The sequence below is a fragment of the Kitasatospora sp. NPDC059577 genome, assembly GCF_042735475.1.
In the GTDB taxonomy this organism is placed as follows: Bacteria; Actinomycetota; Actinomycetes; order Streptomycetales; family Streptomycetaceae; genus Kitasatospora.
Map to the genome: position 1 here is coordinate 58,670 of NZ_JBHWBZ010000050.1, position 12,707 is coordinate 71,376.

General features: G+C 74.7%; 15 protein-coding genes. 7 read left to right on the plus strand and 8 right to left on the minus strand.

The window, feature by feature from the left end; all coding sequences use genetic code 11:
• Window positions 1–34 precede the first annotated feature (34 nt).
• Together ACFV0O_RS30240 and ACFV0O_RS30245 are read left to right on the plus strand one after the other, a co-directional pair.
• Complete coding sequence (locus ACFV0O_RS30240; RefSeq protein WP_380346845.1) at window positions 35–1,027, plus strand: Lrp/AsnC family transcriptional regulator; 993 nt, start codon at window positions 35–37, stop codon at window positions 1,025–1,027.
• Between the two features lie 139 nt (window positions 1,028–1,166).
• On the plus strand, window positions 1,167–1,598 hold the full coding sequence (locus ACFV0O_RS30245) for a hypothetical protein (RefSeq protein WP_380346846.1): 432 nt from the start codon (window positions 1,167–1,169) through the stop codon (window positions 1,596–1,598).
• On the opposite strand, the gene ACFV0O_RS30250 is transcribed toward ACFV0O_RS30245, so the two are convergent.
• From ACFV0O_RS30250 to ACFV0O_RS30265, 4 genes are all read right to left on the minus strand, one after another.
• The gene (locus tag ACFV0O_RS30250; protein ID WP_380346847.1) at window positions 1,589–2,479 is read right to left on the minus strand and encodes a helix-turn-helix domain-containing protein; all 891 of its coding nucleotides are present in this window, start codon (window positions 2,477–2,479) and stop codon (window positions 1,589–1,591) included. The genes ACFV0O_RS30245 and ACFV0O_RS30250 overlap by 10 nt on opposite strands.
• Before the next feature lie 95 nt (window positions 2,480–2,574).
• Window positions 2,575–3,057, minus strand: coding sequence for a hypothetical protein (locus ACFV0O_RS30255; protein ID WP_380346849.1), 483 nt, complete (start codon window positions 3,055–3,057; stop codon window positions 2,575–2,577).
• A gap of 120 nt (window positions 3,058–3,177) precedes the next feature.
• Window positions 3,178–3,885 (minus strand): 4'-phosphopantetheinyl transferase family protein, encoded by a 708-nt coding sequence (locus tag ACFV0O_RS30260; protein WP_380346851.1) that lies wholly within the window; start codon window positions 3,883–3,885, stop codon window positions 3,178–3,180.
• Window positions 3,886–4,302: 417 nt separating this feature from the next.
• Window positions 4,303–4,938, minus strand: coding sequence for a TetR/AcrR family transcriptional regulator (locus ACFV0O_RS30265; protein WP_380346852.1), 636 nt, complete (start codon window positions 4,936–4,938; stop codon window positions 4,303–4,305).
• A gap of 76 nt (window positions 4,939–5,014) precedes the next feature.
• Here ACFV0O_RS30265 and ACFV0O_RS30270 point away from each other — a divergent pair, with 76 nt between their 5' ends.
• The gene (locus tag ACFV0O_RS30270; RefSeq protein ID WP_380346854.1) at window positions 5,015–6,040 is read left to right on the plus strand and encodes a hypothetical protein; all 1,026 of its coding nucleotides are present in this window, start codon (window positions 5,015–5,017) and stop codon (window positions 6,038–6,040) included.
• On the opposite strand, the gene ACFV0O_RS30275 is transcribed toward ACFV0O_RS30270, so the two are convergent.
• From ACFV0O_RS30275 to ACFV0O_RS30285, 3 genes are all read right to left on the minus strand, one after another.
• Complete coding sequence (locus tag ACFV0O_RS30275; protein WP_380346855.1) at window positions 6,037–6,534, minus strand: hypothetical protein; 498 nt, start codon at window positions 6,532–6,534, stop codon at window positions 6,037–6,039. The two genes, ACFV0O_RS30270 and ACFV0O_RS30275, sit on opposite strands and share 4 nt — an antisense overlap.
• A gap of 252 nt (window positions 6,535–6,786) precedes the next feature.
• A complete protein-coding gene (gene kynU / locus ACFV0O_RS30280) occupies window positions 6,787–8,013 on the minus strand; it encodes a kynureninase (RefSeq protein ID WP_380346857.1) in 1,227 nt (408 codons plus the stop codon).
• Between the two features lie 26 nt (window positions 8,014–8,039).
• Window positions 8,040–8,870 carry a tryptophan 2,3-dioxygenase gene (locus tag ACFV0O_RS30285; RefSeq protein ID WP_380346859.1) on the minus strand — a complete coding sequence of 277 codons (831 nt, stop codon included), beginning with the start codon at window positions 8,868–8,870 and terminating at the stop codon, window positions 8,040–8,042.
• A gap of 216 nt (window positions 8,871–9,086) precedes the next feature.
• Here ACFV0O_RS30285 and ACFV0O_RS30290 point away from each other — a divergent pair, with 216 nt between their 5' ends.
• Both ACFV0O_RS30290 and ACFV0O_RS30295 read left to right on the plus strand, forming a co-directional pair.
• A complete protein-coding gene (locus tag ACFV0O_RS30290; protein ID WP_360249464.1) occupies window positions 9,087–9,521 on the plus strand; it encodes an Lrp/AsnC family transcriptional regulator in 435 nt (144 codons plus the stop codon).
• Window positions 9,522–9,627: 106 nt separating this feature from the next.
• Entirely contained in the window at window positions 9,628–10,167 is a 540-nt protein-coding gene (locus ACFV0O_RS30295; RefSeq protein ID WP_380346860.1) for an NADPH-dependent FMN reductase, read from the plus strand.
• A 61-nt stretch (window positions 10,168–10,228) separates the two neighbouring features.
• Here ACFV0O_RS30295 and ACFV0O_RS30300 read toward each other — a convergent pair whose 3' ends face one another.
• Window positions 10,229–10,861 carry a MarC family protein gene (locus ACFV0O_RS30300; RefSeq protein WP_380346862.1) on the minus strand — a complete coding sequence of 211 codons (633 nt, stop codon included), beginning with the start codon at window positions 10,859–10,861 and terminating at the stop codon, window positions 10,229–10,231.
• A gap of 258 nt (window positions 10,862–11,119) precedes the next feature.
• On the opposite strand from ACFV0O_RS30300, the gene ACFV0O_RS30305 reads away from it, so the two are divergent.
• Together ACFV0O_RS30305 and ACFV0O_RS30310 are read left to right on the plus strand one after the other, a co-directional pair.
• Window positions 11,120–11,680, plus strand: coding sequence for a DoxX family protein (locus ACFV0O_RS30305; RefSeq protein ID WP_380346864.1), 561 nt, complete (start codon window positions 11,120–11,122; stop codon window positions 11,678–11,680).
• A 154-nt stretch (window positions 11,681–11,834) separates the two neighbouring features.
• A complete protein-coding gene (locus tag ACFV0O_RS30310) occupies window positions 11,835–12,488 on the plus strand; it encodes an FxLYD domain-containing protein (protein ID WP_380346866.1) in 654 nt (217 codons plus the stop codon).
• The last annotated feature ends 219 nt before the right edge of the window (window positions 12,489–12,707 follow it).

The following is a 12,707-nucleotide window of genomic DNA, read 5'->3' on the forward strand; positions in this document are numbered from 1 at the left end:
CTCAAGCCGCCGGATACGGCGGAGATCGGACACCATGGACCTCACTGCTGCGGATCCGGACACCGTGCTGGACCCCCTGGATCGCCGTCTGGTCTGCGCCCTCCAGGTGGACGGACGGGCCGAGCCCGGCCGGATCGCCGAGGTGCTGGGCGTCTCCGCCCGTACCGTCACCCGCCGGTTGGCCCGGATGCGGGAGGCCGGGGTGCTGCGGGTGGTCCGGCTGTCCGACGTCGAGGACGCCGCCGTGGGTGCGCTGCTGCTGCGGATCCGGGTGCTGAGCGGCCGGGTGGACGCCGTCGCGCAGGCGCTGGCCGACCGCCCCGACGTCCCCTTCGTCGACGTGATGCTCGGCGGCCACGAGGTCGGTGCGGTCGTGCTGACCGACGCCGGATCCCGCGACCGGCTGCTGTACGGGCAGTTGCCCGCGACCACCGCCGTCACCGAGACGACCACCCACGCCGTGCTGCACGCCTTCGCCGACGCCGGGCAGTGGCGGGCCGGTCACCTGACCGCGGAGGAGAGCGCCGCGCTCGCCCGGCCCGTCGTCCCGCGCCCCGCCGCGCCCCCGCCGCTGGACGGCCTCGACCGCGCGCTGCTGGAGCGGCTGGGCGAGGACGCCCGGCAGTCCCACGCCGTCCTGGCCGCGGCCGTCGGCGCGCCCGAGTCGACCGTGCGCCGCCGGCTGCACCGGCTGGACGGGCTCGGACTGCTGCGCACCCACGCCACCGTCGACCCGCGGCTGCTCGGCATGGCGGTCGACGCCAACCTCTGGCTGGACGTGCCGCCCGGCCGGATCGCCGAGGTCGGCACCGCGCTGGCCCGCCATCCGCAGGTGCACGGCGTGTTCGCCACCAGCGGCCCGACCAACCTGCTGGCCACGCTGTTCTGCGCGGACCACGGCGAGCTGTACCGCTTCCTCACCGACACCCTCGGCCCCCTCGGCGCCGCCCGCGTCGAGACCACGATCACCGCCCGCGCGGTGAAGCGGGCGGGCGTCCTGCTCCGGCAGCCGCCCCGGCGGCCGTAGCGGCCGTTGCCCGCGGGGCATGGGAGCGGCCGTTACCTGCGGGGTAATCGACGCCCGGCGGCGGGCCGGGCAGGGTGGGGTCGACCCGGTGCGGCCGCGACGGCCCCGGGCTCCCACCCCCGACAGGAGGCGATCCGCCGTGTCCGCCCACGCGAACCCCCGCACCCCCGCCCGGCCGGGCCCCGCCCTCGCGCCGTGGACGGTGCGCGGCGCCCTCACCCTGGACGCCCTGGTCACCGGCGCCAACGGCCTGGCCTACCTGGCCTTCGCCGGCCCGCTCGGCGACCTGCTCGGCATCGGCCGCGCCACGCTGTTCGAGCTCGGGCTCCTGCTCACCTGCTACGCGGTCGCGGTGGGTGTGCTGGGCGCCCGCCGGCAGCCGCCGCGGTCGGGGGTGCGGGCGGTGATCGGCGTCAACCTCGCCTGGGTGGTGCTCAGCCTTGTCGCGATCGAGGCGTGGTTCGAGCCGACCACCGCCGGGTTCGCCTGGATCCCGCTGCAGGCCGCGGCGGTGGGCCTGTTCGCCGTCCTGCAGGTCACCGCGCTGCGCCGCGACGTCCGCTACGGCTGAGGCTCCGGCCCGACCGTGGTCTGCAGGAACCGCGCGGTCTCCGCGTCGGCCGGCAGGAAGGTCTCCATGGCCAGTTCGGAGACGGTCACGTCCAGTGGCGTGTTGAAGGTCGTGACGGTCGAGAGGAAGGAGAGCACCTGCCCCCGGTGGCGGATGCGCATCGGCAGCGCGAACGGGAAGCCGTCCTCGGCGGGGCCGTTCGCCGGGCCGTCCGCGTGACCGTCCGCGGTGCTGCCCGCCGGGCCGCCCGCAGAGCCGCGCGCAGGGCCGTCGGCCGGCTCGGGGTAGCTGCGGACCTCTTCGTACAGCCGCCGCAGCGGCTCGGCGGGGACCAGCTCCATGCGGCGCTCCATCCGCTCCAGCAGGTGCCGCCGCCACTGCCGCAGGTTGACGATGCGCGGCGCCAGCCCGTCCGGGTGGAGGGTGATCCGGACGGCGTTGAGCGGCGGCTGCAGCAGGCGCGGGGCGACCCCGTCGAGGAGCAGACCGAGCGAGCGGTTGGCCGCCAGCACCCGGAAGCCGCCGTCGAGGACGAGCGCCGGGTACGGGTCGTGGGCGGCCAGCAGCCGCTCCACGCCGCCGCGCAGCGCGTCCATCGTGGGGTCGTCCAGCGGCGTCTCGGGGTACTGCGGGGCGTAACCGGCGGCGAGCAGCAGGGTGTTGCGCTCGCGCACCGGGACGTCCAGCTGTTCGGCCAGCCGTAGCACCAGCTCGCGGCTCGGGCGGGAGCGGCCGTTCTCGACGAAGCTGAGGTGGCGGGCCGAGGAGTCCGCCCGCAGGGCCAGTTGGAGCTGGCTGAGCTGCCGTCGTTCCCGCCAGCCGCGCAGCAGCGGGCCGACGCCGGTTCCCGTCGGGCTGCCCATGCCCGCCATGATCGTCATGGCCCAGGACGGTACTCGAACGAGCCCGGTCCGCGGGAGGTGACGAACGCGGACGAAGGGGACGCGGGGGGCCGGGGACCCGGGCGGGCGGGGGATCAGACGCCGGTGCTGGAACCCGGCCGGATGACCATGAGGACCACGACCACGGCCCACAGCAGGTTGAACACCCCGGCCGTCATCGGCAGCAGGCGCAGGCCGTTGACGGCCTTGGTGCGCTGCTCGTCCGCCAAATCGAGGGCGAGCGCGTCCACGGCGGCCTGCTGGCCGGGCAGGACGAAGAGCAGGAGCGAGAGCGCGGCGATCGCGGTCAGCACCATGGAGACGATCACCCAGGACTGTCCCATCACGTCCATCACCTGGGCCAGGCCGATGCCCAGCACCGGTACCGCCACTCCGAGCAGTGCGTAGACCTGGGTGATCCGGTGCAGGACGCGCAGCACGCCCGCGTCGGAGGCCTGGTCCGGTCCGTCGGCCAGCGCGGCCTTCGCCCGGCGCGGGAACATGCTGACGGCCACCGCGACCGGGCCTATGAACAGGACCGACACGAGGACGTGCAGGCTCAGCAGGAACTTGGCCATGGCGGGGCACCCTTTGGATCCGGTGGGCAGCTGGGGAGCGGGCGCGCGATCGGCGGGCCCACGACCAGGCACGCTAACACCGCTTATCCCCGGGGCTCCGGGCGCGGGTGCCTCCGGGGCTCAGCCCGCGGCCGTCAGCTCCACGATCCGCGGCGCGGCGGTGCTGACCGCCGCGACGGCGGCGCCGTGCTCCGGGTCGGTCCAGTCGATCAGGTGCAGGTCCTCGTGGCGGCCGCGCAGCGGGGTGCCCGGCGGCACGGCCAGCGGCAGGGCGGAGAGGTCGATCCGGCCGAGGGTGTCCAGGGTGGCCCGCCCGATCTTGATCAGCGACTCCTTGCGCACCCAGAGCCGCAGGAACGCCCGGTCCGGTTCCGGGTCCGCCTCGACCAGGGCGAGTTCGGCCGGGGCCAGCACCCGGCGGGCGACCGCGCGCAGCGACCCGCCCCGGGCGGACAGTTCGACGTCCACGCCGACCGGCTGGTGGCCGGCGCCCGCGGCGACCACGCCCCGGGTGTGCGACAGGCTCACGTGCACCCCGGGGTGGTCCGGCAGGTACGGCTTGCCGTGGTCGGCGAGCCCGCAGTCCGGGCACTGCTGGGCGAGCACCAGGCCGGCCGCCGGGACACCGAGCAGCCGGGCGGCGCAGAGCCGGACCAGCAGGTGGCCGGCGGTGAAGTCGGTCCGCCCGGACTCGTGCCGGAAGCGCGCGGCGCGCTCCCGTTCGAGGTCGGTCAGCAGGTGCTCGCCCGCCTCGGGGTGCCGCAGCACGGCGTCGGCGGACGCGACGGCGACGAGCGGGGCGCTCTGGTCCTGGGCCTCGGTGGTCATGACTCCAACCTAGCTCCACGCCGGAAGCCGTCGGCGGGGGGAGCGTCACCGCGCCGGCGCCCGGGCGCACCGGGGCGTCGCCGAGCCGTTCGCGGGAACTCCGGATCCGATCCGATGGTCCGCCAGGTGTGAACAGGCCACCGCGACCGGCACCGTCGACCACTCCGCCGGCGAGGCGACCCTCACCGGCGGCGGCACCAGCGCGAAGCAGGTCCTCAACGTCGCGCGGAACCTCGCCCGGCCGCCGCGGCCACCACAGCTGACGGCCGGTCCGGGGCTGCCGGTACGGGGCCGCCGGACCGCAGCGGGCCCGAACGGCGGAGGGCCTGACGCCCGAGAGCCTGAGCAGCCGGTCCACGCCGCGGGCCGCCCGAGCCGAGCCGACCGGGCGGCCCGTGCCGGTCCCGGGTGCCGCTCCTACGCCTGCCGCCCTGCCGGGTAGTCCGAGAGCCCTGCGGCCAGCAGGTCGAAGGCCTGTTCCACCGCGGGCCCGACCCTGGCCCGGACCGCCTCGACCGGTTCGCCGGCCACCACGGCCCGTCGGATCCCGCCGAGCACGGCCCGGTGGGCCCCGGCGATGGCCCCGGCCACCACGTGGGGGAGCGGGTCGTCCTCGGCGGCCCCCGACTCCTCGGCGAGGGCGGCCGCCAGTGCGGCCTCGGCCCGCTCGCCGAGTTCCAGCAGCCGGGCCCGCAGTGCCGGGCTGTCGGCGACGATCCGCCAGAACGCGGCCATCCGCGGGTTCAGCCCGATGGTCGGCTCCCCGTCGGCGACGGCGGCCAGCAGGTCGGCCCGGACGGCTGCCGCGGCGGAGCTGCCGGCCGGGCGGCGGCGGACCACGTCGGCCAGGTGGGCGACCACCGCGTCCTGCCGGTCGAAGAACAGGTCCTCCTTGGTCGGGAAGTAGTTGAAGACGGTGTTCGGCGAGACCCCGGCGGCCCGGGCCACCTCGACGACCGTGACCCGGTCGAACCCGCGCTCGGCGAACAGAGCCATGGCGGTGTCGGCCAGGAGTTCCCGGGTCTGCTGCTTCTTGAGTTCGCGAAGTCCCATGGCGGAATCCTACGCCGGAACCATGGAGTCGCATCAAATTTGAAGTGACACCAAAAATATCCGCTACGGTGGTGGCATGACCTTCACCTTCGGCATCTACCCCGGCGGACTGCTCGGCGACGACACCGGTGTGCTCGCTCCCGTCAGCCCCGACGACCCAGCGTCGATCACCGAGGCCCTGCGCGAACTCCAGGGCGGGGCGGGCGAGTTCCTGGTCCGCGCCTACCGGTCGTACGGGGACCCGGCGCACGCCCCCGAGCGGCCCGAGCGGTACGCGGTCGAAGGCCGCAAGCTCGACCTGGTGCTGCAGTACCGCGACCGCAGCGGGGAGACGGCGGGCTGGCTGGACTTCGTCCGCAGCACGGTCCGGACCGAGGGGCACCGCCTCGCCCTGCTCCAGATCTGCGAGGAGCCCAACCTGGACCTGCCGCCCGTGGACGGCAGCATCCCGAACGTCCGCCGGGCGCTGGTGGAGGGCGTGGTCGCGGCCAAGGAGGAGGCGTTGGCGTGCGGTCACGACCGGCTGGCCGTCGGCTTCAACGCGGTGCCTTCCTTCGACCCCGCGGACACCTTCTGGTCCGGGCTCGGCGAACTCGTCGACGAGCGCTTCCACCGTGCCCTGGACTACGTCGGCCTGGACTTCTTCCCGGACGTCTTCCGCCCCGTCCCGCCCGGCGGACTCACCGACGCGGTCCGGGCGGTGGTCGCCGGATTCCGGCAGGGCTCGCTGCCCCGGGCCGGCATCGGGCCCGCCGTCCCGGTCCGGATCTGCGAGAACGGGTGGCCCACCGGCCCCGGGCGCGGCGAGGCGCGGCAGGCCGAGGTGGTCGACGAGGTGGTCCGGGCGGTCGCCGGGCTGGCGGCCGAACTGAACGTCACCGGCTACACGTTCTTCGCCCTGCGGGACGCCGACAGCGCGGGCGCGGGGCTGTTCCACCACTTCGGCCTGGTGCGCGACGACTACTCGCGCAAGCCGGCGTTCCGCACCTACCGGGACCTGGTGGCCGAGCTGACCGACCGTGCCGACCCGGCCGACTGCGCGGAACCGACGGGTCGTGCCGACCCGGCCGACCGTGCGGAACCGGCGGACCGCGCGGGCTAGTCCGCCTCGAAGAAGCGCTCCACCGTGCGGCGCCGGGCGGCGACGGCGTGTACCGGCTCGCCGATCACCCGCCCGGCCAGGGTGACGGCCAGCTCGCCGACGTCCCGGCGGAGCACGTCGGCCGCCGCGGCCCGGTCGGCGGCGATCCGTGCCCGGCCGGCGACGAGCAGCGCGTCCCTGGTGCGCAGACCCTCCGCGCGGGCCGCGGCGATCGCCGCCGCGCCGCGTTCGGCGTAGTCCGCCCGGATCCGGGCGGCCTCGTGCCGGGCCTCCGCCAGTTCCCGCATGTGGGCGTCCCGGACGGCGTCGGCCTCGGCGTACAGGGCCTCCGCGCGTTCCATCCGGCCCTCGGTGGCCTCCCAGCGCTCGGCCTGCACCCGTTCGGCGCGGGGGAGCAGGTGTCGGCCGAGTATCCGGAGGACCAGGAAGAACAGCGCCAGGCCGAGGAGCAGGGGGACCGGTTCCGGCTTGAGCGGGCCGAGTTCGAGGTTCACGCGACCTCCCAGTGGTCTGACGATCCGTCAATCGTCGGTTTTCCCTGGGTCGACGGTGATCGAACTCGGTGTGGGCATGACCTGCGTCACGGCGCCCGGCCGGCCCCGGACCTCACCGGCTCGGCACGGACGTGACGGTCGGGCCGGTGGTCCGGCCGCCGTCCACCGCCGGCTCGGCGCCCGTGACGCAGGAGGCGTCGTCGGAGCGGGCCGCCCACCCGTCCCGCCTCACCGTCAGGACCGCCTCCGGGCTCAGGTCACCTCGCCCCGGCGGGAGAAGCGCTCCGCCCGCCACTCGCCGCTCTCCATCACCTCGGCCAGCTGCCGGGCGGCGTCCCAGACCTCGGTGTACGACAGGTACAGCGGGGTGAAGCCGAAGCGCATCAGGTCCGGCGCGCGGAAGTCGCCGATCACCCCGCGCTCGATCAGCGCCTGCACCACCGGGTAGCCGTCCGCGTGCCGCAGGGCGACCTGGCTGCCGCGCCGGGCGTGCTCGCGCGGGGTCACCACCTCGATCCCGTCCAGGCCCTCGGTCAGCGAGATGAACAGATCGGTCAGCGCCAGGCTCTTCGCCCGCACCGCGGCGAGGTCGGCCCGCTCCCAGACGTCCAGCGAGGCTTCGAGGGCGGCCTGGCCGAGCAGTGAGGGCGAACTGGTCAGGAAGCGGCCGATGCCCTGCTTGGGGTCGTACCCGGGCTCGAAGGCGAACGGGCGGGCGTGCCCGAACCAGCCGCTCAGCGGCTGCAGCGGACCGGCCGCCAGGTGGCGCTCGGCCACGTACAGGAAGGCCGGCGAACCGGGGCCGCCGTTCAGGTACTTGTAGGTGCAGCCGACTGCGAAGTCAGCGCCGGCGGCGCCGAGTTCGACCGGCAGCGCGCCCACCGCGTGGCACACGTCCCAGATCATCAGCGCGCCCGCGGCCTGCACCCGGGCGGTGATCCCGGGCATGTCCAGCAGCTCGCCGGTGCGGTAGTCCACGTGCGAGAGGACGACCGCGGCGACGTCGCCGTCCAGGTGCAGGTCCAGCTCCTCGGGCCGGACCAGCGCGCTGCGGGCGCCCTCGACCAGGCCGGTCACGCCCTCGGCGATGTACAGGTCGGTCGGGAAGGCCTCGGCGTCGCCGAGCACCGTGCGCCGCCCCGGGCGCAGCCTCAGCGCGGCCGAGAGCACCTTGAAGAGGTTCACCGAGGTGGTGTCGCAGACGACCACCTCCGCCGGATCGGCCCCGATCAGCGGCGCGATCCGCCGCCCCAGCCGGTACGGCTGCTCGAACCAGCCGGCGTCGTTCCAGCTGCGGATCAGCTCCCGGCCCCACTCCTCCTCGACCACCCGGCGCACCCGCTCGGGCGTGCGCACCGGCAGCGCGCCCAGCGAGTTGCCGTCCAGGTAGATCACCCCGTCCGGCAGGGCGAACTCCTTGCGGAACGCCGCCAGCGGGTCGACGGCGTCCAGCGCCGCGCACTCCTCGCGCGTGGTCATGCCCATCTCTCCTTCGTCGCCTCTGCTCACAGCTCGTCCCGGATCGTCCACAGCTCGGGGAACACGTCCTGCTCGGCCGACTTGCGCAGCCAGGTCAGCCCGCTGGAGCCGCCCGAGCCGGGCTTGCCGCCCATGGTCCGCTTGACCGCCGAGAGGTGCCGCTGGCGCCAGCGGGTGACCCGCTCGGCGACGTCCAGCAGGGCCTCGCCGAGCGGCTGCAGCGCGGCGAACTCCGGCTCGGAGTACACCCGGCGCCAGGCGGAGGCGACCTCCTCGGACGGGCGGTAGCGCTGCTCGGAGGGCTGCGCGTCCAGTTCCAGGCCGCGCCTGGCCAGCAGCGCCAACGCCTCGTCGTAGAGGCTCGGGGAGCGCAGCGCCTCCACCAGCCCGTCCTGGGTGCCCGGCATGCCGTCGTACATCTTCAGCAGCGCGGCGTTCTTGTTGCCGAGCAGGAACTCCAGGTGCAGGAAGGCCGCGGACTGGAAGCCGGAGGCCTCGCCGAACAGCGAGCGGAAGGAGTTGAACTCCTGCGGCGTCATGGTGGCCAGCAGGCCCCAGGACTCCACCAGTACGTCCTGGGCGTGTGTGCCCCGGCGCAGCGCGGCGAGCGCGGCGGGCAGGTCGTCCTCGCGCAGCGCCCGCCGGGCGATGTCCCACTCGTGCCGCACCAGGTCGAAGAGCAGCTCCATCACCTGGGTGGTGACGATGAACGACAGCTCGGCGGGCTCCTTGCCGAGCGGGTGCTGCAGGCTGTGCAGCTCGTCCAGTCGCGCGTACCGGGCGTACGGGGTGCTCCGAACCGGCGCCCCGCCCCGACCGAACGACAGGTTGGGTGTCTCCACCGTGTCGTGCCCCATCCCGATCCCTCCTGATCCGTCCGGGCCGTATCGCCCGGTCCGGTGAACCAGACGGACTGCCCGGTTCCACCGGGTGCCCATTGTGCGGCGACGGTGGCCCCCGCTTGAATGGTCGACGGACACCGCAACCGCCATCGGAGCTGTTGATCGCAAGGCGTTCGGCCCATTCGCTTTACGAATGAAAATCACTTGATCCCGACCACCCGGGGAGCCGCCATGGACGCCGTCGACCGCCGCCTGCTGGCCGAGCTGCAGGCCGACGCCCGGCTCTCGTACAACGAACTCTCCCGCCGGGTGAGCCTGTCCGCACCCGCGGTCGCCGAACGGGTCCGCCGGCTGGAGGCCGAGGGCGTCATCAGCGGCTACCACGCGCACGTGGACCCGACCCGGGCCGGACTGCCGATCACGGCGCTGGTGCAGATCCAGTGCTACGGCCCGCGCTGCCTGCTCCGCGACCCCGACGTGGCGACCTGGCCGGAGGTGCTGCAGCTGCACCGGGTCACCGGCGGGGCCTGCTGCGTGCTGCTGGTCGCGGTGCCGACGATGGCCGAGTTCGAGGCGCTGTGCGACCGGCTCGGCGCCTACGGCCAGCCGTCCAGCTCGATGATCCTCTCCAGCCCGGTGCCGTGGCGGCCGCTGGCGCCGCGCTGACCGGGCACACTGACCGGGCACGCTGACCGGGGCGCCGGCGACGACCCCGGGCGCCGGCCGCCGGCCGCTGGCCTTGACGCGGACGTCAAGGAGTAGGTTCCGGCGCATGTCGAACGAGCGCCACATCCTGTTGCTGCCGGGGAGCCTGCGGGCCGGCTCCACCAACGAGACCGTGCTGCGCACCGCCGCCGCGGTGGCCGCCGCCACCCCGGGCCTGCGGACCACGTACTACACCGGGCTGGCCGGCCTCCCGCACTTCAACCCGGACCACGACACCGACCCGCTGCCGGAGCCGGTGGCCGCGCTGCGGGCGGCGATCGGGGCGGCCGACGCGCTGCTGGTCTGCACGCCCGAGTACGCCGGGACGCTGCCGGGCTCGTTCAAGAACCTGCTGGACTGGACGGTCGGCGGGGTGGAGGTCTCGGACAAGCCCACCGCCTGGATCAATGCCGCCGGGCCGGGCCGCGGCGGGGGCGCCGAGGCCACCCTGCGCACCGTCCTCGGCTACACCGGCGCGGCCGTGGTGGACGAGGCCTGCGTCCGGATCCCGCTGGAGCGCGGGGCGGTCGGCCCGGACGGGCTGGTCGCCGATCCGCTGGTGCGCCGGCGGATCGCCGAGGTACTGGCGACGCTGACGCGGGCCTGACGCGGGCCGGGTGCGGTTCGGGCGCGGTCCGGCCTCGACGCGTCCGGCGGCGGGGCCGGGCTCAGTGCGCCTCGGGCAGGTGCGCCCCGAGCCCGGACAGGCCCTCCAGGAACAGTTCCACGCCGACCGCCGCCAGCAGCAGCCCGAGCAGCCGGGACAGCACCTCCAGGGAGGTCCGGTGGGAGCGCTGCAGCAGCGGCGCCAGCAGGGCCACGCAGAGGTAGTTGATCACCGTGACGGCCACGTACGCCCCGGCGACCGCGGACTTCCAGGCCCAGTTGTCCTGGTTGAGGGAGGCGACCAGGACCGCGGTCACCGCGAGCGGGCTGGCGATGTACGGCAGCAGCAGCTCTCGGATGCCGTCCACCAGCGGGTTCGACAGGTGGTCGTCGCGCTCGCTGTCGCCGCCGAGGTGGACGCCGAAGACCAGCGCGACGGCGTAGACGAAGAAGATCAGCCCGCCCGCGAGCTGCAGCGACTGGTCGCTGATGTGGAAGAGGGTGCTGACCTCGTCCGCCGTGAACCCGAGCACCAGGCCGATCACCGCCGAGATGACCGTGCTCCACGCCGCCAGCCGCCGCAGGTCCCGGGTGCTGCGGGTGGTGGCCAGCCGGGCGAAGGACAGCAGGGTCTTCGGCGGTCCGACCACGGCGAAGAAGGTGATGAACGCGCTGCTCAGGTTGAAGACGAACATGCGCCCAGCATGACCGCGGCGCCCCGGGCGGCCGGGCCGCCACGCCCCGCGGTCGGGAGTGGCGTGGGCCTCCCCGGTCCGGGCCTCCGCTTCCATCGGCGTTTCATTCCCGGTCGACGGTGAATTCGCCCGGATGGCGGCACCGGACTCGAACGCGTGGACGGTCTCGGTTGCTATGGAGGCAGGACTGCCACCCGGGCGGCCCCACCGGCACGACCAACGGCAGGGACCGCTCCGCCGCGGAAACGAGGAAGCGACATGTGCCTGAACCGTAAGGACCTGGGCCTGCTGGCCCTGCGCAGCGCGGTCGGCGGGGTGCTGATCGCGCACGGCACCCAGAAGCTGTTCGGCTGGTTCGGTGGCGGCGGCCTGGAGGGCACCACCCAGGCCATGGACCACATGGGCTTCCACCCGGCCCGGGAGAGCGCGATGGCGGCCGGCCTCGGCGAGGCGGGCGGCGGCGCGCTGCTGGTGGTGGGGCTGGCCACGCCGGCGGCCGGCGCGGTGGTGGCCGGGACGATGGCGACGGCCGTGGCGGTGCACGCCCCGGCCGGCTTCTTCGCGATGGGCGGCGGCTACGAGTACCCGGCCTTCCTCGGGGCCACCGGCCTGGCGATCGGTCTGGCCGGTGCCGGACGGTACTCGATGGACCACCTGACCGGCCACGCCTTCGACCGCTCCTGGATCGGTGCGCTGTCCTTCGTGGCGAGCGCGGCCGGGGCGTACGCGGTGGTCGCGCGGCGCCGGCACGTGGTGCGGCTGCGCGAGGAGCGGGCCGCCGTGGAGGCGGACGAGCAGGAGGGTTCCGGGCTGTCCTGACCCGGTCCGGGCGCGGGGAGCGGTGGGGCGGACGCGGTCACCCGGAGGCAGCAGCCCTGCTGGCGGCTGTCCCCGGGCCCTCGGAGGGTGGGCGGGAGGCGTGCCGGACAGCCCGGCGCCGACCGGAACCGGCCGACCGGAAACGAGGGACCGCATGGACCGCCAGCCGCTCACCCGGGGGACTCCCCCCGGTCCGAGAGTCACCGCGCAGGACCTGGACGCGTCACCGCTGCGCCGCCGACGCCACGCGGTGGCCGGGGTGTTGACCGCGGCGCTGGTCGGGATCGGTGCGCTGGCGGGCTGCTCCTCCGGCCAGAGCGCGAGCAGCGTGGCCTCCCAGGCGGCGTCCGCGGTGGCGAAGGGCGCGAGCGCGGCTGCCTCCGCCGCCTCGGCGCTGGCCTCGGCGGCCGGTGGGGCGGGTTCGGCGCTGGCCTCGGTGGCCGGCGGCGCGGGTTCGGCACTGGCCTCGGCGGAGGCACGGGCCTCGGAGGCGGTGTCGTCGGCGTCCTCGGCCGTCGCGGGGATCAAGGGCGGACTGGACGCCAAGGGCGACGTGACCGTCGGCGCGGTGACCACCGGCACCGACAACAAGGAGCAGGTGCAGCTGACCGTCACCAACCACGGCCAGCAGACCTACCGGTACGTGATCCAGGTGAACTTCACCGACGAGTCCGGCAAGGTGGTCGACGCCACGGCGGTGACCGTCCCGGACCTGGCGGCGGGACAGAGCGTGCAGGCCGCCGCGCGCAGCAACCGGGAGCTCTCCGGCACGGTCAAGGCCGAGGTCGCCAACGCGATCCGGTACTGACGGCGCAGCTCGGTGCGGGGGTGGAACCTTAAGCGGGTCTCAAGGCCCAACAGGACCCCTTGACGGGCGAGTTGGTCTAGTCCATTTTTATTGCCCAGGTGCAGGGAGCCCCTGAACCGGCGTCGACGGCCTCGTGCCCTCGGCGCCCGGTAGGGGCATACCCCTGTTAGGGCATGGCAGAAACCCGCAATAACCCACACCAACCCCTGCATTGACCGG

What these genes read in the sequence shown, in the direction of transcription:
- ACFV0O_RS30240 (WP_380346845.1), top strand. Translation starts at nt 35, where the DNA reads ATGGACCTCACTGCTGCGGATCCGGACACCGTGCTGGACCCCCTGGAT.
- ACFV0O_RS30250 (WP_380346847.1), bottom strand. Translation starts at nt 2,479, where the DNA reads ATGACGATCATGGCGGGCATGGGCAGCCCGACGGGAACCGGCGTCGGC.
- ACFV0O_RS30255 (WP_380346849.1), bottom strand. Translation starts at nt 3,057, where the DNA reads ATGGCCAAGTTCCTGCTGAGCCTGCACGTCCTCGTGTCGGTCCTGTTC.
- ACFV0O_RS30260 (WP_380346851.1), bottom strand. Translation starts at nt 3,885, where the DNA reads ATGACCACCGAGGCCCAGGACCAGAGCGCCCCGCTCGTCGCCGTCGCG.
- ACFV0O_RS30265 (WP_380346852.1), bottom strand. Translation starts at nt 4,938, where the DNA reads ATGGGACTTCGCGAACTCAAGAAGCAGCAGACCCGGGAACTCCTGGCC.
- ACFV0O_RS30270 (WP_380346854.1), top strand. Translation starts at nt 5,015, where the DNA reads ATGACCTTCACCTTCGGCATCTACCCCGGCGGACTGCTCGGCGACGAC.
- kynU (WP_380346857.1), bottom strand. Translation starts at nt 8,013, where the DNA reads ATGACCACGCGCGAGGAGTGCGCGGCGCTGGACGCCGTCGACCCGCTG.
- ACFV0O_RS30285 (WP_380346859.1), bottom strand. Translation starts at nt 8,870, where the DNA reads ATGGGGCACGACACGGTGGAGACACCCAACCTGTCGTTCGGTCGGGGC.
- ACFV0O_RS30290 (WP_360249464.1), top strand. Translation starts at nt 9,087, where the DNA reads ATGGACGCCGTCGACCGCCGCCTGCTGGCCGAGCTGCAGGCCGACGCC.
- ACFV0O_RS30295 (WP_380346860.1), top strand. Translation starts at nt 9,628, where the DNA reads ATGTCGAACGAGCGCCACATCCTGTTGCTGCCGGGGAGCCTGCGGGCC.
- ACFV0O_RS30300 (WP_380346862.1), bottom strand. Translation starts at nt 10,861, where the DNA reads ATGTTCGTCTTCAACCTGAGCAGCGCGTTCATCACCTTCTTCGCCGTG.
- ACFV0O_RS30305 (WP_380346864.1), top strand. Translation starts at nt 11,120, where the DNA reads ATGTGCCTGAACCGTAAGGACCTGGGCCTGCTGGCCCTGCGCAGCGCG.
- ACFV0O_RS30310 (WP_380346866.1), top strand. Translation starts at nt 11,835, where the DNA reads ATGGACCGCCAGCCGCTCACCCGGGGGACTCCCCCCGGTCCGAGAGTC.